The 16026-nt window shown below is 64.9% G+C and carries 14 protein-coding genes; 8 read left to right on the forward strand and 6 right to left on the reverse strand.

Annotated features, from left to right (window positions below; all coding sequences use genetic code 11):
- The first annotated feature begins 63 nt into the window (after nucleotides 1-63).
- The 6 genes from phaR (at nucleotide 64) to CLM73_RS07110 (ending at nucleotide 5022) form a co-directional block, all read left to right on the forward strand.
- A complete protein-coding gene (phaR, locus tag CLM73_RS07085; RefSeq protein WP_105237881.1) occupies nucleotides 64-630 on the forward strand; it encodes a polyhydroxyalkanoate synthesis repressor PhaR in 567 nt (188 codons plus the stop codon).
- Nucleotides 631-852: 222 nt separating this feature from the next.
- On the forward strand, nucleotides 853-1389 hold the full coding sequence (locus tag CLM73_RS07090; protein WP_105237882.1) for an iron transporter: 537 nt from the start codon (nucleotides 853-855) through the stop codon (nucleotides 1387-1389).
- Nucleotides 1390-1421: 32 nt separating this feature from the next.
- Entirely contained in the window at nucleotides 1422-1745 is a 324-nt protein-coding gene (locus tag CLM73_RS07095) for a cupredoxin domain-containing protein (RefSeq protein ID WP_056569434.1), read from the forward strand.
- A 14-nt stretch (nucleotides 1746-1759) separates the two neighbouring features.
- On the forward strand, nucleotides 1760-2608 hold the full coding sequence (locus CLM73_RS07100; RefSeq protein ID WP_105237883.1) for an FTR1 family iron permease: 849 nt from the start codon (nucleotides 1760-1762) through the stop codon (nucleotides 2606-2608).
- Nucleotides 2609-2649: 41 nt separating this feature from the next.
- Nucleotides 2650-4074 carry a 4Fe-4S binding protein gene (locus CLM73_RS07105; protein ID WP_105241407.1) on the forward strand — a complete coding sequence of 475 codons (1425 nt, stop codon included), beginning with the start codon at nucleotides 2650-2652 and terminating at the stop codon, nucleotides 4072-4074.
- 75 nt (nucleotides 4075-4149) lie between these two features.
- A complete protein-coding gene (locus tag CLM73_RS07110; RefSeq protein WP_105237884.1) occupies nucleotides 4150-5022 on the forward strand; it encodes a PhzF family phenazine biosynthesis protein in 873 nt (290 codons plus the stop codon).
- A 107-nt stretch (nucleotides 5023-5129) separates the two neighbouring features.
- Here CLM73_RS07110 and CLM73_RS07115 read toward each other — a convergent pair whose 3' ends face one another.
- The 5 genes from CLM73_RS07115 to cphA (CLM73_RS07135) form a co-directional block, all read right to left on the reverse strand.
- On the reverse strand, nucleotides 5130-5468 hold the full coding sequence (locus tag CLM73_RS07115) for a BON domain-containing protein (protein ID WP_105237885.1): 339 nt from the start codon (nucleotides 5466-5468) through the stop codon (nucleotides 5130-5132).
- Between the two features lie 74 nt (nucleotides 5469-5542).
- The gene (locus tag CLM73_RS07120) at nucleotides 5543-5707 is read right to left on the reverse strand and encodes a DUF1328 domain-containing protein (RefSeq protein WP_006389411.1); all 165 of its coding nucleotides are present in this window, start codon (nucleotides 5705-5707) and stop codon (nucleotides 5543-5545) included.
- A gap of 27 nt (nucleotides 5708-5734) precedes the next feature.
- Nucleotides 5735-5935 (reverse strand): CsbD family protein, encoded by a 201-nt coding sequence (locus CLM73_RS07125; protein ID WP_006218180.1) that lies wholly within the window; start codon nucleotides 5933-5935, stop codon nucleotides 5735-5737.
- Nucleotides 5936-6485: 550 nt separating this feature from the next.
- Nucleotides 6486-9056: a cyanophycin synthetase gene (cphA, locus tag CLM73_RS07130; RefSeq protein WP_105237886.1), complete on the reverse strand. Its 2571-nt coding sequence runs from the start codon at nucleotides 9054-9056 to the stop codon at nucleotides 6486-6488.
- Nucleotides 9057-9115: 59 nt separating this feature from the next.
- The gene (gene cphA / locus CLM73_RS07135; RefSeq protein WP_105237887.1) at nucleotides 9116-11731 is read right to left on the reverse strand and encodes a cyanophycin synthetase; all 2616 of its coding nucleotides are present in this window, start codon (nucleotides 11729-11731) and stop codon (nucleotides 9116-9118) included.
- 259 nt (nucleotides 11732-11990) lie between these two features.
- On the opposite strand from cphA (CLM73_RS07135), the gene CLM73_RS07140 reads away from it, so the two are divergent.
- Together CLM73_RS07140 and CLM73_RS07145 are read left to right on the forward strand one after the other, a co-directional pair.
- A complete protein-coding gene (locus tag CLM73_RS07140) occupies nucleotides 11991-14276 on the forward strand; it encodes an ABC transporter ATP-binding protein (RefSeq protein ID WP_105237888.1) in 2286 nt (761 codons plus the stop codon).
- A gap of 21 nt (nucleotides 14277-14297) precedes the next feature.
- Entirely contained in the window at nucleotides 14298-14768 is a 471-nt protein-coding gene (locus CLM73_RS07145; protein ID WP_056567726.1) for a DUF1854 domain-containing protein, read from the forward strand.
- Between the two features lie 29 nt (nucleotides 14769-14797).
- On the opposite strand, the gene CLM73_RS07150 is transcribed toward CLM73_RS07145, so the two are convergent.
- On the reverse strand, nucleotides 14798-15931 hold the full coding sequence (locus CLM73_RS07150; protein ID WP_105237889.1) for a GNAT family N-acetyltransferase: 1134 nt from the start codon (nucleotides 15929-15931) through the stop codon (nucleotides 14798-14800).
- Between the last annotated feature and the right edge of the window lie 95 nt (nucleotides 15932-16026).

A 16026-nucleotide genomic window follows, 5' to 3' on the forward strand; every position in this document is an offset into this window, starting at 1 on the left:
GCCGTACAGCATTACACTCACATTATTCGAAGCCTAAAGAGATCGCCCGATCCGGGGACAACCATGATGCAAGCACAAACCGGCGCCAGCCTGCGCCTGATTAAAAAATACCCCAACCGTCGCTTATACGACACCCGGACCAGCACCTACATCACCCTGGCAGATGTCAAGCAACTGGTCCTGGCAAATGAGGAATTCCAGGTTGTCGACGCCAAGAGCGGCGAAGACCTGACGCGCAGCATCCTCCTGCAGATCATCCTTGAAGAGGAGAGCGGCGGCATGCCCATGTTCTCCTCGAACATGCTGTCGCAGATCATCCGTTTCTACGGCCACGCCATGCAAGGCATCATGGGTTCGTACCTGGAAAAGAACATCCAGGCGTTCATGGAAATCCAGCAGCGCATGGCCGAGCAGTCCAAGGGCCTGTACGGCAGCCAGTTCGGACCGGAAGCCTGGACGCAGTTCATGAATGTGCAGACGCCGATGCTGCAGAACATGATGAACAACTACATCGACCAGAGCAAAAACCTGTTCGTGCAGATGCAGGACCAGATGCAGGATCAGACGCGCGCCATGTTCTCGACCTTCCCGTTCACGCCGGGCAGCACTCCGGGCACGGGGCGCAAGTAAGCACCCCTGGACGCCGGACCCGCCCGGTCCGCGTCAAGAATAAAAAGCCGTCTTGGCGCATGCCAAGGCGGCTTTTTGACGATTGAGCCAACGCAATGATCCGGCACTTTTAGTGCGGCCAGGTTCAGGGCTGTGTCAGCAAAATCCACTAAATTAATGAAAACGGTTCTTGTTTGTGTTTTAAGAGCCGCTGTTTTCATTTGTGTCTCAAGGATTATGCACATGATCAAGAAAGCCTTGGCGCTGGCCATTGTCGCGTTGAGCGTGTCCGCCGCCCATGCGGCCGAATACCCCATCGGCAAGCCTGCCGAGAAGGGTGGCATGGAAATCGGCGCCGTGTACCTGCAGCCGATCGAAATGGATCCGCCCGGCATGATGCGTCCGGCCAAGGATTCCGACGTGCACCTTGAGGCAGACATCCACGCCACGGCCGGCAACAAGACCGGTTTCCCGGAAGGCGAGTGGGTGCCGTACCTGGTCGTGAATTACGAGATCCAGAAGGTCGGCAGCCAGAACGTGCAGAAGGGCACGTTCATGCCGATGGTCGCCAACGACGGCCCGCACTACGGTGAAAACGTGAAGCTCGAAGGCCCGGGCAAGTACAAGCTCAAGTACACGATCCTGCCGCCGACCGCGAACAAGATGAGCCACTTCGGCCGTCACGTCGACAAGGAAACGGGCGTGGGCGAATGGTTCGAACCGTTCGACCTGGAATATGAATTCGTCTACGCCGGCACCGGCAAGAAGGGCGGGTACTGATCGTGCGCCGCCTGCTTCGCGTTCTTGCCGCAATGCTGATCGGCCTGGCCGGCGCGGCGGGCATGGCGCCCGCGCAGGCGGACGAACTGCCCACGTTCACCTTGCGGTTCAAGCCGGACGGCACGTTCGAACCGGCCACGCTGGAAGTCCCGGCGGGCCGTTTCAAGATTGAACTCATCAACGAGAGCAACGAGCCGGTGGAATTCGAAAGCATTCCGCTGCGCAAGGAAAAAGTCCTGGGACCAGGCGTGAAGTCCTTCGTGGTCATCACCATTTCGCGTCCCGGCGAGTATCCCTTTTTTGACGACTTTCACCAGAGCGTGAAAGGCACCTTGGTCGTCAAGCCCAAGGAATAACGCGGCACCAAAGCATGGAACAGGTACTTTTCATCGTCTGGCGCGAAAGCGTCGAAGCCCTGCTCGTGGTGGGCATCCTGTACACGTGGCTGCGCGCCACGCCGGAAGGCAAGCGCGGGCTGCCGTACCTGTGGGGCGGCGTGGCGGCGGGCCTGGCCCTGGCCGTGGCGCTGGCGCTGGTGCTGCTGGGCGTCTCGTCCTGGCTGAGCGATGAAGGGCAGGAATGGTTCCAGGCCATCATGTCGCTGGCCGCATGCGCGCTGGTGGTGCAGATGGTCGTGTGGATGAAGAAGCACGGCCGCACGCTCAAGGGTGAACTCGAAAGCGGCGCGCGCGCCTCCGTGGCAAGCGACAACTGGTGGGGCCTGCTTGTGCTGGTTGCCATCGCCGTCGCTCGCGAGGGCAGCGAGACCGTCGTGTTCCTGTACGGCACGGTGTCGGCGGGCGAGGGCGGCAGCGACATGCTGATGCTGGCCGTCGCCGGCGTGGCCGGTTTTGCGGTGGCGCTGCTGACGTTCTGGCTGCTGCAGTTGGGCGGCAAGCTCATTACGTGGCGCCGCTTCTTCTTCGTGACCGAAATCCTGTTGCTGCTCCTGGCCGGCTCGCTGCTGGTGGGCGGCCTGGATCACCTGATTTCCCTGGATGTCCTGCCGACCATCGTGGACCCGGTCTGGGACAGCTCCTGGCTGCTGAGCGACAGCACGGGCATTGGCAAGGTGCTGGCCGACTTCGCGGGTTACCGCGCGCTGCCTGCACTGTCCTCGCTGCTGCTGTGGATCGCGTACTGGATCATCGTCTGGGCGCTGCTGCGCTGGGCGGGCGGACGGCCCGCGCCCGTGGCCGCGGCCCGGGGAGCATCCTGATTCCGGTGTTTTCTCCGGACTGAATTTCTTAAGGTTTGACCATGGCTGCTGCACTCGGGAGGGCAACCTCCCGCATCGCCGACTTCCTCCGTGACCATGCCCCGCTGTTGCGCAAGCTGCAGTGGGGCATTGTCGCGTTGTACGCGTTCCTCCTCATCGTGCCCGTGCTCTTGCCGCTGCCCGACAACGCGGCGTCGGTGTTCAACAACCTGACCGTCGTGGCGCAGTTCGCGTTCTGGGGCGTGTGGTGGCCGTTCGTCCTGATCTCGATGCCGATCCTGGGACGCGCGTGGTGCGGCTGGCTTTGTCCGGAAGGCATGCTGACCGAATGGGCCAGCGAGCGCGGCCAGGGCCGTGCCATCCCGAAGTGGATGCGCTGGGGCGGCTGGCCGTTCGTGGCCTTCGCGCTGACCACCATCTACGGCCAGCTCGTCAGCGTCTATCAATACCCGCTGGCCGTGCTGGCCGTGCTGGGCGGGTCCACCGTGGCGGCCATGATCGTCGGCTGGCGCTATGGCCGCAGCAAACGCGTGTGGTGCAAGTACCTGTGCCCGGTCAATGGCGTGTTCAACCTGCTGGCCAAGCTGGCGCCCTGGCACTTCAAGGTCGACGAGGAAAAGTGGCGTCATCCCGTCATCCGCATCGAGCCCATCAACTGTGCGCCGCTGGTGCCGCTGCGTCACATGAAAGGCGCGGGCGACTGCCACGTCTGTGGACGGTGCAGTGGCTATCGCGGCGCCATTGCACTGACCCCCCGCTCGCCCGAAGAAGAGATCGTGCACGTGGCCGACGGCGATCCGTGGCAGACGGCATTGCTGTGCTTCGGCCTGATGGGTATTGCGATCGGCGCGTTCCTCTGGAGCGCCAGCCCGTGGTTCGTGACGGCCAAGCAGTGGGCCGCGACCTGGCTGGTCGAGCACGACATCCTGTGGCCGTTGATGGACAACGCGCCGTGGTTCATCCTGACTCACTACCCGGACGTGAACGACAGCTTCTCGTGGCTGGACGGCGCCGGCATCCTGCTCTTTGTCGTCGGCGCCACGGTATGCGTGGGCGGCGCAACGTTCCTGTCGCTGTGGATCGCCGACCGCATTGCCCCTGCAGCACCCGTGCCGCCGGCGCCCGTCAATTCCCATGCCGCCCATGCACCGGTATCGCGCTGGGGGCGGGCCGGCCTGCACAAGCTGGCGCAGGCGCTGATCCCGTCTGCCGGCATTGGCGTGTTCCTGGGCCTGTCCGCCACGACGATCACGCTGCTCAAGCATGAAGGCGTGCAGGCGGCGTGGGCGACGCCGGTGCGGTTCACGCTGCTGACGCTGGCGGTGTTGTGGACGCTGCGTCTTTACGCGCGGCTGCTGAACGCGCGTCCGGTCGGCATGGCGCGCAAGGTTGCCGCGGGTCTGGTGCTGGCCGCGGGCCTGGCGCCGTTCTGCATTGCCTGGGTGCTGTTCTTCGCGGTCTGGTAAGCGTCCGCCCGGACGCTGCGATACAGTTGGGGACTGCGCCGGCGCCGCCGGCAATTCCCCTGACTGCTTTTTGCCATGACTTCCTACGCGTTCCGGCTTCTTAACGTATTTGCGTCTTCCACGTTCAGCGGCAATCAGCTCTGCGTGTTTGAAGATGCCCGCGGCATGGACGACGCCACCATGCTCAATCTCGCGGCGCAATTCAATCTGTCTGAAACCACGTTCATCCTGCCCTCCGAGCGGGCCGCCGCGCGCGTGCGCGTCTTCACGCCGGGGTTTGAAATGAAGTTCGCCGGGCATCCCGCCATTGGCACCGCGCAGGTCGTGCGCGACCTTCGGCAGACCGGTGATGCGTTGACGTTGGAATTTCAGGCCGGCGTCGTGCCGCTGTCGGCCAGCGACGACGCGTGGACCTTCACCGCGCCGTGTCCCGGCGGAGTGCGCACCGCCGCGCCCAAGCTGGATCCCGCCGGCATCGCCGGGCTGGTGGGTCTGGGCGCAAACGACCTGCTGGCCGACCCGATCTGGGTGGACACCGGCGCGGACCAGTTGCTCGTGCCGCTCGCCAGCGTGGACGCGGTGCGCCGGGCCAAGCCGGACGCGTCGCTGCTCGGCCGCTGGCAGACCAGCAGCCTTGAGCGCAAGTCGCTCTATCTGTTTGCGTTTGACGAAGGCAACGTTCAGGCGGGCCGGCAAGTCGTCGTGGCCCGCTACTTCTACGCCACACCGGGCGGTGCGATCAACGAGGATCCGGGCACCGGTTCGGCCTGCGCCAACCTGGGCGGCTGGCTGCTGCATCGCAAGGCCGCGCTGCCGGCGAGCGTGCTGGTCGAGCAGGGCGATCAGACCGGCCGCCCGTGCCGCCTGCAGCTGGATGTCTCGACTGACGCCCGCATCCAGGTGGGCGGACGCGCGCTGGAAATCGGCCGGGGCGCTGTCACGCTGTAGTAGTCACATTTCAGAAAGCACGCAGGTAGAGGGCAGACGTGAAAACGGCGCCTGTGTTTGCACAGGCGCCGTTTTCAAATCAGGCGTCGTTTAATGCGATGCCGTGATTACTTGCGGTTCTTGGCCGGATCAACCTTGATGTTGTTTTTGACCTGCTTGACGCCTTCAACGCCACGGGCGACCTTGGCGGCGTGATCCGCTTCGGCAGCGGTGCCCACGGTGCCGGTCAGCGTGGCTTCGCCGTTGTTGGTTTCGACGGCGATTTCCAGGGCGCTCAGCTGCTTGTCGGCAACAAAGGCGGCCTTGACCTTGGTGGTCACGGTGGCGTCGGACGCGTATTCACCCACGGACTGTTTCGGCTTGCCGTCATCGGCGGCAAAAGCCATGGAAGTGAAGACAGCGCCAGTACCCAGTGCGGTGGCGGCGATCAGCTTGCGAATTTCCATAGTAATGCTCCTTTTTCTTGGTGTTCAGCGCGTTCGTGACGCTATGACGATCTACTAATGCTCAGATGCGGGTTCTATTTCTTGCGGAAGGCGCCGCCCAGAATGGACAGCAGAGCCAGGACCAGAAAGACGAAGAACAGGATCTTGGCAATCCCCGCGGCGCCGGCGGCGATGCCGCCGAACCCCAGGACAGCCGCGATGATCGCGATAACGAAGAAAACTACGGCGTAATGCAACATGTCAGCTTCTCCTGGTGGTTATGGGAATCAGGGATTGCGGTCGAAGAAGTCGCGGACTTCCTTTTGCGCCTCATCCTTGGTCTTGCCGTAGCGTTCCTGGATCAGACCAGCCAGACGCTCGGCGTTGCCTTCGGTACGGGTCAGTTCGTCGTCGGTGAGTTCACCCCAGGCCGCCTTGGCCTTGCCCGTCAGTTGCTTCCACTTTCCGGCGATGATGTCGTTGTTCATGGTGACCTCTCTCTGGTTACGTGCGGCGGCAGGTTCATGGCCTATGAAGCTGCCGGGACGCGGTGTGTTGGGCACTGATCAGCTAGGTTCTAAGCTACGAGTCGCCCCCAGGGGCTGTCAAACGACGCTGTGGGGAAATGTAACTGCGCCGCTAGGGAAAATGCCCCGGATTTGCGACGGGAAATCGCGTTCCGGGAGCAATTTGGCCAAGTTACATTTGAGCAACGATTTGACCCCTTTTGTGCGCGGCTAGTAACCGATCCGCTCGAAAGCCAGTGCTGGCGCGGCTGGCCGGGCAGGGCGCATGCCGGTATAGTCCACACGGAACCGGCTGGCGGTTCGACTCGCAAAGGGAGAAACATTCGCATGACGAAACGACTTTGCAGCGCCATCTTGCTGGCGCTTGGCGCCTTGGCGGCCGTGGGGTGCACGCACGTGACTGACCGGTATCAGGCTGCGGCGCCCGTCGCGTCACCGCACGGCTAGCGGCGGCATAGCCGGACAAAAAACGGGGCGCCTGAGCGCCCCGTCCGCTTTGCCGCCAAGCTGTTCAGGGCTGGGCGATGCGTTTGGCGATGTGGTCCAGCGCTTCTTCCACCTGATCGACCAGGATCAGGCACAGGTCGCCAGCGTTCAGGCGTGCCAGCGCCGTGTCGATCGCCACGAATTCGCCGTGGATCTCATCGATCTGCGTGGTGCGGCTGGCGCCCACCAGACCCTGCTGCAACAAAGCCAGCACTTCGCCGTCCGCGCGGCCGCGTTGGCATTGATCCTGGTAAAGCAGCACGTCGTCGAAGGCCGCGCCCAGGATCTCGGTCTGCATGCGGATGTCTTCGTCACGGCGGTCGCCCGCGCCGCTGATGACGACAGAGCGGCGCTTGGCAGGCATGGCGTCCACGGCACGCACCAGCGCCTGGATGGCGTCGGGGTTGTGACCGTAGTCGGCGATCACCGTCGCGCCACGGTAATCGAACACGTTGAAGCGCCCGGGCGCCGTCTGCGCGTCGTTGACGAACGTGGCCAGGCCGCGGCGCACGACATCCCAGCCCAGGTCCAGCGCCCACGCCGCCGCAATCGACGCCATCGCATTTTCGACCTGGAAGGTGATCGTGCCATTGCGGGTCAGCGGGATCTCGGCCAGCGGGAAGCGCACCTCATCGGCGCCTTGCGCCGCGACGATGGCATCGCCATCGCGGTAGACCGAACGCAGGCCCTGTGCGCGGTGCGTGGCCAGCACGGGATGATTGCGGTCTTCGGCGAAGTAGGTGATCGCGCCCGGGCAGCTCGCGGCCATCTCGGCCACGATGGGGTCGGCCGCGTTCAGCACCGCCATGCCCGACGGATGCACGTGCTGCACGATGACGCGCTTGACCACGGCCAGGTCCTCGACCGTGCTGATGTAGCCCAGCCCCAGGTGGTCGCCCATGCCGATGTTGGTGACGATGGCGACGTTGCAGCGGTCAAACGCCAGGCCTTCGCGCAGGATGCCGCCGCGCGCGGTTTCAAACACCGCAGCATCCACGTCCGGGTGCATCAGCACGCTGCGCGCGCTGCGCGGGCCGCTGCAGTCGCCGGTGTCGATGCGCAGGTTGTCGACGTACACGCCGTCCGAGTTCGTCATGCCCACGCGGTTGCCGGCCGCGCCCAAAAGGTGCGCGGTCAGGCGGACCGTGGTGGTCTTGCCGTTGGTGCCCGCGACGGCCACGACCGGAATGCGGCCGTCGTCGCCGTCCGCGAACATGTTCGCGATGATGGCTTCGCCCACCGCGCGGCCCTTGCCGAACGACGGATTCAGGTGCATGCGCAGGCCGGGCGCGGCGTTGACTTCCACGACGCCGCCGTGCTGGTCTTCAAGCGGGTATTGCACGGTCTCGGCGACCACGTCCACGCCGCAGATGTCCAGTCCGATCATGCGGGCCGCGGACACCGCGCGCGCCGCCATCTCGGGGTGGACCTCGTCGGTCACGTCGGTGGCCGAGCCGCCCGTGCTCAGGTTGGCGTTGTTGCGCAGGAAGATCAGCGTGCCGGCGGGCGGCACGGAATCGGCGTCAAAGCCTTGTTTTTTCAGCGTCGCCAGGGCGATGTCGTCGAAACGGATCTTGGTGAGCGAGGTGGCGTGGCCATCGCCGCGCAACGGGTCGGCGTTGACCTGATCGACCAGTTGGCGGATGGTTTGCTGCCCGTCGCCCGTGACTTGCGGGGGATCGCGGCGCGAAGCCGCGACCAGCGCGCCGCCCACGACCAGCAGGCGGAAATCATGGCCGGGAATGTAGCGTTCGACGATGACCTCGGAGCTGATTTCCTCGGCCACTTCAAAGGCCTGGATCACGCGCTCGCGGGTCTCGATGTTGACGGCAACACCGCGGCCCTGGCTGCCGTCGCGCGGCTTGACCACGACCGGGCCGCCCAGTTCCTGCGCCGCTTCCCAGGCTTCTTCGGCGGTGGTCACGGAACGGCCCATCGGCACCGGCACGCCGGCGGCGTCCAGCAGCATCTTGGTCAGGTCCTTGTCCTGCGCGATGGATTCGGAGATGGCGCTGGTCAGGTCGGTTTCGGCGGCCTGGATGCGGCGCTGCTTGCTGCCCCAGCCGAATTGCACCATGCTGCCCTGCGTGAGACGGCGGTAGGGGATGTTGCGGGTCGTCGCGGCGTTCACGATGGATCCGGTGCTGGGCCCCAGGCGCACGTCTTCATCCAGTTCGCGCAGGCGCTTCAAGGCGTCGGCAATGTCGAACGGCGTGTCATCGAGCGCGGCGCGCACGAGGTCCTGCGCCAGTTCCATCGCCAGCTTGCCGACTTCTTCTTCGCTGTACTCGACCACGACCTGGAACACGCCAGGCTCGATGGTGGAGGCGGTGCGGCCGAACGTGACGGGGCAGCCGGCGTGCGCCTGCATCGTCAGCGCGACGATCTGCAGCACGTGGGCGATGGACACCGCGCCCTGGTGACCTTCGGGGCGCAGCAGCCCGGTTTGCGGCAGCCGCGCGCGCAGGCGGGCTTCGAACTCGGGCAGGTTGTCGATGGAGCATTCGGCGTCGCCGCAGGACACGATGGCCTCGATTGCGGTGTTCTTGCTCCACAGATTGGGGCCGCGCAATGCTCGGATACGGGAGACTTCCATGGCAGGGTTTCCTGTCGTCTGGCGCGCGTCCGCCGTGGGCGGCCGCGCGCCTAATAAGGTCAGTTTTGTTGGATCCAGCGGCGGACCAGGTCGATGGTCGGGCCGGAGAACGCCTCGTCGGACTGCAGCAGGGCGAAGTCGCCGGCGCCGATGCTGTCCAGCACGCTGGCGATGGCCTTGCCGTGGTCGGGCTCGTCCTGGATGTCCTTGACGCGGCTGCCTTGCGCCAGGCCCTGGCGCAGCAGCGCGCGGGCCTCGCCGTCGGCGCGCTTGCTGCGCACGGTCGCGTCGTCATACAGAACGACGCGGTCAAAGGCGTCGCCAAGCAGCTTGCCCTGTTCGATCAGGTCCGCGTCGCGGCGGTCCGCGCCGGCCGAGTAGACGGCGGCACGGCGGGTGGCGGGGAACTGGTCGATGGCCGTGATAAGCGGGCGCAGCGCGGACGCGTTGTGCACGTCGTCCACCACGACGGTGGCGCCATTGCGCTCGAACAGCGTGAACTGCCAGGGCGCGTCGGCCTGGTCGATGTCGAAGGTCTCGATGCCGGCGCGGATCAGTTCCACCGGGATGTCCAGCGCCCACGCAGAACCCACGGCCGCCAGCACGTTTTCGACCTGGAAGGCCACGCGGCCGCCGTGCGTCAGCGGAATGGCGGCCACGTCGGCCAGGCATTCTTCCTGGCCTCCGTGCGCCAGCACGATGCTGCCGTCGCGCACGAACACCGCGCGTCCGTCCTGGGCCAGGTGCTGCACGATGGCGGGCAGGGCGGGGTCGATGCCAAAGAAGATCACGCCGCCGTCGCAGAGCTCGGCCATTTCCACGACCCGCGGATCGCGCGCGTTCAGCACGGCCACGCCATCGGGCAGGACCACGTCCACCTGCGTGCGGAACACGTTGAACAGGCGTTCCGTTTCGTTGATGTCGAAGTCGCCGAGATGATCGCCGTCGTCGATGTTGGTGACCACGCCGACCTGGCAGCGGTCGTAGGCCAGGCCCTGGCCAAGGATCACGCCGCTGTCGTTCTCGATGACGGCGGCGTCCACGTTGCGGTTCATGAGCAGGCGCGTGCCCGACGCGTAGTCGGCGCGATCGCCCTTTTGCACAAGACGGCGGTCCAGATAAAGGCCTTCGCTGCACGCGAGGCCGGTGCGCTTGCCGGACAGGTGCAACAGGCGTGCCACCAGGCGGGCGACGACGGTCTTGCCGTTGGTGCCCGTCACGCCCACGATGGGAATGCGGCCTGCGTCGCCCTCGGGGAAGAGGTGGTCGACGATGGCGCGGCCCACGGGACGCGGCGTGCCGTCGGCGGGCTTCAGGTGCATCAGAAGACCCGGTCCGGCATTGACTTCGACGATGGCGCCGCGCTGTTCATCCAGCGGGCGCGTGATGTCTTCGGCCACGAGGTCCACGCCGGCGATATCCAGGCCGACGATGCGCGCAGCCAGCGTCACGGTGGCGGCCACGCTGGGGTGGACGCGATCGGTCACGTCGAACGCGACGTTGCCGCTGCGCTGCACCAGCACACGCTGGCCTTCAGGCGGCACGCTGTCTTCCGACAGACCCTGGCGCGCGATTTCCAGCCGGGCGGCGGAATCCAGGCGCACGGGATTGAGCGGATGGTTTTCGGTGCGGCCGCGGCGCGGGTCGGTATTGATCTGGCTGTCGATAAGCTCGGTGATGGTCGACTTGCCGTCGCCCGTCACCCACGCCGGTTCGCCGGCGGCGGCCGCGACCATGCGGTTGCCCACCACCAGCAGGCGGTGTTCGTTGCCCAGCACGAAGCGTTCGACGATGACGCCGCTGCCTTCGTCCACGGCGACACGGTAGGCCGAGACCACTTCCTCGCGCGTCGTCAGATTGGTGAAGACGCCGCGGCCATGGTTGCCGTCGTATGGCTTGACCACCACGGGCAGGCCGATGTCTTCGGCGGCATCCCAGGCGTCTTCCTCGCTTTCGACCAGACGGCCTTCAGGAACCGGCACGCCGCAGGTCGACAGCAGTTCCTTGGTCAGGTCCTTGTCGCGCGAAATGCCTTCGGCGATGGCGCTGGTGCGATCGGTCTCGGCCGTCCAGATGCGGCGCTGCGCCGAGCCGTAGCCGAATTGGACGAGGTTGCCCTCAAAAAGACGGATATAGGGAATATCGCGATCATCGGCCGCATCGACGATGCAGGCGGTGCTGGGACCGAGGCAATGGCGGTCGACCAGGCTGCGCAGCTTGGCCACGGTGGCGGGTACGTCGAACGGCCGGTCCTCGATCGCGGCCATGACGAGGTCGCGCGCTTCGTTCAAGGCGGTGCGGGTGACCTGTTCCTGCCAGGCGCGCACGACGACCTTGTAGACGCCGCGCTTGGAGGTCTCGCGCGCCTTGCCGAAGCCGCCGCGCAAGCCGGCCAGGTTCTGCAATTCAAGGGTGACATGCTCAAGAATGTGGCCGGGCCACGTGCCTTCTTTCAGGCGGGCCAGAAAACCGCCGCGCACGCCAGGGCTGCATCGATGTTCGATCAGCGTCGGCAGCCATTCGGTCAGCCGCTCATAAAACCCGGGAATCGTGTTGGAGGGGTATTCCTCCAGTTCGCCGATATCCACCCATGCTTCAAGGACCGGGCGATACGTCCAAATGTTCGGGCCGCGCAAAGCCACGACATCGATAAATTCAATGTCTTTCTTTTTCATGTTTTAATTTGCTCGAGAAGCAGGTTGGCACGCGCGGACGCCCCTATGCAAGACCGCGAATTTATTGGGGTTGCGCCTTAAGAATAATGCCAACGAGTGGGGGATCCCAGATATTCCTGATTAGAAAAATCGGCTGATACTATACGACGCCTTCATGGCGTGAACTCGTTGTGTTGTAAGGAAGGGACACGTTTGCCGCCGACGGCGTCAAACCGGTTGCCGCCTAGTAGGGCAGAGTCCTGGCCCGGTATGCGTTCCAATGAAAAAACCACACATGCTTTCCGGCCTTGCCGACGCATTTCCTGCCCGCTGGCAGGATGAATTCCGCACCGAACTGGCGGATGACGAAACCCTACTGGCCTGGGTCGAAATAGACCTCGATCAGCGTTTGAAATTCCAGCCGGGTCTGGTCGCCGTGACCGATCAACGGCTGATCGCCCGCCTTCCCGACGATTCCGGTTGGGAATCCTGGCCATACGGCCCTCAATTGAAGCTATCTCTCAGCGACCACGCCGGCGCCGCCGTGCTGGAGCTGCACGACGACACCGGCCGTCTGGGCGTCTGGCGATTCACGCTGGCCTGCAATCCCGCCGCGTTGCGGCTGTTGGCGCAGTTTGAAACTCAGCAGTCGATTCGGCTGTCGGGCAAGCCGGCCGAAGCGCTCGAAGAACGCACCTGCACGATCTGTAATAACGTCATTCCCGCGGGCGAGGAAGAATGCCCGACGTGCAACCAGGAACAGGCCGCGCCGTCGACGACGTGGGCGCTGCTGCGGTTGTGGCGTTTTGCTCGGCCATACCGCGGCCCGTTGTTTGCCGGGTTTCTGCTGACGCTGCTGGGCACCGCGGCCACGCTGGTGCCGCCGTACCTGACGATGCCGCTGATGGACGATGTGCTGATTCCGTTCCAGAACGGCGCGCCCATCGATTACGGCCTGGTGCGGCTTTATTTGGGCGGCCTCTTGGGATCGGCCATTTTGGCGTGGGGATTGGGTTGGGCGCGCACGTATATTCTGGCGTGGGTTAGCGAACGCATCGGCGCGGATCTGCGCACCACCACTTACGCGCACCTGCAGCAATTGTCGCTTGAGTATTTCGGCGGCAAGCGCACCGGCGATCTTATTTCTCGCATCGGCAGCGAAACCGACCGCATCTGTGTATTCCTGTCGCTGCACCTGCTGGACTTCGCCACCGACATCCTCATGATCGTCATGACGGCGGTCATCCTGGTCAGCATCAATCCGTGGCTTGCGCTGGTCACGCTGGTGCCGCTGCCGTTCATTATCTGGATGATCCACGCCGTGCGCGACCGCTTGCGGCATGGCTTCGAAAAGGTCGACCGCATCTGGTCCGAGATCACGAACGTGCTGGCCGACACCATTCCCGGCATCCGCGTGGTCAAGGCATTTGCCCAGGAAAAGCGCGAGGTCGCGCGCTTTCGCGAAGCCAACAACCGCAACCTGGAAGTCAACGATCGCGTCAACACGACCTGGTCGCTGTTCTCGCCGACGGTCACGCTGCTGACCGAGGTAGGCCTGTTGGTGGTGTGGATCTTCGGCATCTGGCAGGTGTCGCAAAGGCAGATCACCGTGGGCGTGCTGGCTGCGTTCCTGGCGTATATCGGGCGCTTCTACCTGCGCCTGGATTCCATGAGCCGCATCGTGTCGGTCACGCAGAAGGCTGCCGCTGGCGCCAAGCGTATCTTCGACATTCTGGATCACGTGTCCAGCGTGCCGGAACCGCAGAACCCCGCCAAGCTGCCGCACATCAACGGCCGCATCGAACTGCGCGACGTGGGTTTTCGATACGGCAACCGCCAGGTCATCCGCGGGTTGAATCTGACCATCGCGCCGGGCGAGATGATCGGGCTGGTGGGTCACAGCGGCTCGGGCAAGAGCACGCTGATCAATCTGATCTGCCGCTTCTACGACGTGTCCGAAGGCGCGGTGCTGGTGGACGGCGCCGACATCCGGTCGGTGCGCGTGGCCGATTACCGTCGCAATATCGGGCTGGTGCTGCAGGAGCCGTTCCTGTTCTTTGGCACCATCGCCGAGAACATCGCCTACGGCCGCCCGGACGCCACGCGCGACGAGATCGTGGCCGCGGCGCGCGCCGCGCATGCGCACGAGTTCATCCTGCGTCTGCCGCACGGCTATGACTCGCTGGTGGGCGAACGCGGCCAGGCCCTGTCCGGCGGCGAGCGCCAGCGCATCTCGATCGCGCGCGCCCTGCTGATCGACCCGCGCATCCTGATCCTGGACGAAGCCACGTCGTCGGTGGACACCACGACCGAGAAAGAGATTCAGAAGGCGCTGGACAACCTGGTTCGTGGCCGCACCACCATCGCGATTGCGCACCGCCTGAGCACGCTGCGCAAAGCCGACCGGCTGGTGGTCCTGGACCGCGGCCAGATCGTGGAGCAGGGACCGCACGAAGAACTGATGGCCCGCGAGGGCGCCTACTATCGCCTCTATCAGGCGCAGGCGCGCCAGGCGGAAGCCGACGCCCAGTCTTCGGGCAGCGAAGACATGGCCGCCGTGGCCTGACGCGGAAACGGAATTCTCGCCATGACCTTGCCGTTCTTTCAATTGCGCCGCAATGCCTTCGGACGCCTGGAGTTCCAGTCCGCCGACGGCGAATCGCACGAAGGCGTCATTCCGGTGCGCGCCTTCCCGATCAGCGAGGCGGGCCGCGGCCTCTCGCTGGTGACCACCGACGGGCACGAGCTGCTGTGGATCGAACACCTGTCCGACGTCCCTGCCGAGCCGCGCGCCCTGATCGAAGAGGAACTCGCCAGCCGCGAGTTCATGCCCGAAATCCGCAAGCTGTCCAGCGTGTCGACCTACGCCACGCCGAGCGTCTGGAAGGTGGACACAGACCGCGGCCCGACCTCGTTCACGCTACGCGGCGAAGAAGACATCCGCCGCCTGTCCCCCCAGACGCTGCTCATCGCCGACAACCACGGCATCTTCTATCTGGTGCGCGACATCCAGTCGCTGGACAAGCACAGCCGCAAGCTGCTGGACCGGTTTCTCTGACGGTTCAGGCGGTCGTTCTTGGGGCGGTGTCAGACACCCCGCCCCTTGAACGGCGTGTGCGATTCCAGCTCGCCCAGATAGTCCGTCACCGCCGCGGTTTCCTCGTCCAGGAAGTTCTGGATCGCCTCGGCGAACCCTGGGTGCGCCACCCAGTGCGCTGACCACGTCGGCGTGGGCAGCAAGCCGCGCGCCATCTTGTGTTCGCCTTGCGCGCCGCCTTCGAAGCGTTCGATGCCATTCGCGATGCAATAGGCGATGGACTGCATGTAGCAGGTCTCGAAGTGCAGCCCCGGCACGTATTCCGTCGCGCCCCAGTAACGCCCATACAACGCGTCGCCGCCCGCCAGGTTGAGCGCCGACGCGACCGGCACGCCATCGCGTTCGGCCAGGATCAGCACGAAGGCATCGGGCTGGTCGCGGTGCGCCTGCTCGAAGAACTCGCGGCTCAGATAGGGCGGGTTGCCGTGGTCGAAGTAGGTGCGGCAATAACAGCCGTAGAAGAACTCCAGTTCATCTTCGCCGATCTCGCCGCCGCGCATCCAGCGGAAGGTAAGGCCCGCGGCGGCGACCTTCTTGCGGTCCTGGCGGATCTTCTTGCGCTTGTCGTGGCTCATGGTGGCCAGGAACGTGTCGAAGTCGGCATAGCCCGCGTTGGTCCAGTGGAATTGCACGCTCTCGCGGATCATGAAGCCCGCCTCCCGCAGCGCGTGCATGTCGGCGTCGGCCGGAAACAGCACGTGTAACGACGACACGTTGACCTCTTCGGCAAACGCCACCAGCCCGCGCACCAGCGTCGCGCGGTCTTCTTCGTTGGCGGCGAGCAGCCGCGGGCCGGTGACCGGCGTGAACGGAATGGCCGACAACAGCTTGGGGTAGTAGCGCATGCCGTGGCGCTGGAAGGCGTCGGCCCACGCGTAGTCGAACACATACTCGCCGCGCGAATGCGACTTCAGGTAGAGCGGCACCGCGCCTGCCAGCACGTCGTCGCGCCACAGCGCCAGGAAATGCGGCGCCCAGCCCGTCTGGCGAGATGCGCAGCCGGTGTCGTGCAGGGCGAGCAGAAAGGCGTGCCGCAAAAAGGGTTGGTCTCCGGCCAGCGCGTCCCATTGCCGGGCGTCGATGCGGGACAGATCGGTTTCCAAGGTAAGGCGCAGGGGATCCATCCGCGAATGATAAAGTCTTCGGGATCACATGGCGCGCAAGCCATGGCAATGACAGGGATTTGAGGCGTCCACGCGGCGCCCGGGAACGACGGCAA

It is taken from the genome of Achromobacter spanius (assembly GCF_002966795.1).
In the GTDB taxonomy this organism is placed as follows: domain Bacteria; phylum Pseudomonadota; class Gammaproteobacteria; order Burkholderiales; family Burkholderiaceae_B; genus Achromobacter; species Achromobacter spanius_D.

Bases quoted from the DNA above. Each gene is read 5' to 3' on its own strand.
- phaR (WP_105237881.1), top strand. From the start codon at position 64: ATGATGCAAGCACAAACCGGCGCCAGCCTGCGCCTGATTAAAAAATAC.
- CLM73_RS07090 (WP_105237882.1), top strand. From the start codon at position 853: ATGATCAAGAAAGCCTTGGCGCTGGCCATTGTCGCGTTGAGCGTGTCC.
- CLM73_RS07095 (WP_056569434.1), top strand. From the start codon at position 1,422: ATGCTGATCGGCCTGGCCGGCGCGGCGGGCATGGCGCCCGCGCAGGCG.
- CLM73_RS07100 (WP_105237883.1), top strand. From the start codon at position 1,760: ATGGAACAGGTACTTTTCATCGTCTGGCGCGAAAGCGTCGAAGCCCTG.
- CLM73_RS07105 (WP_105241407.1), top strand. From the start codon at position 2,650: ATGGCTGCTGCACTCGGGAGGGCAACCTCCCGCATCGCCGACTTCCTC.
- CLM73_RS07110 (WP_105237884.1), top strand. From the start codon at position 4,150: ATGACTTCCTACGCGTTCCGGCTTCTTAACGTATTTGCGTCTTCCACG.
- CLM73_RS07115 (WP_105237885.1), bottom strand. From the start codon at position 5,468: ATGGAAATTCGCAAGCTGATCGCCGCCACCGCACTGGGTACTGGCGCT.
- CLM73_RS07120 (WP_006389411.1), bottom strand. From the start codon at position 5,707: ATGTTGCATTACGCCGTAGTTTTCTTCGTTATCGCGATCATCGCGGCT.
- CLM73_RS07125 (WP_006218180.1), bottom strand. From the start codon at position 5,935: ATGAACAACGACATCATCGCCGGAAAGTGGAAGCAACTGACGGGCAAG.
- cphA (WP_105237886.1), bottom strand. From the start codon at position 9,056: ATGGAAGTCTCCCGTATCCGAGCATTGCGCGGCCCCAATCTGTGGAGC.
- cphA (WP_105237887.1), bottom strand. From the start codon at position 11,731: ATGAAAAAGAAAGACATTGAATTTATCGATGTCGTGGCTTTGCGCGGC.
- CLM73_RS07140 (WP_105237888.1), top strand. From the start codon at position 11,991: ATGAAAAAACCACACATGCTTTCCGGCCTTGCCGACGCATTTCCTGCC.
- CLM73_RS07145 (WP_056567726.1), top strand. From the start codon at position 14,298: ATGACCTTGCCGTTCTTTCAATTGCGCCGCAATGCCTTCGGACGCCTG.
- CLM73_RS07150 (WP_105237889.1), bottom strand. From the start codon at position 15,931: ATGGATCCCCTGCGCCTTACCTTGGAAACCGATCTGTCCCGCATCGAC.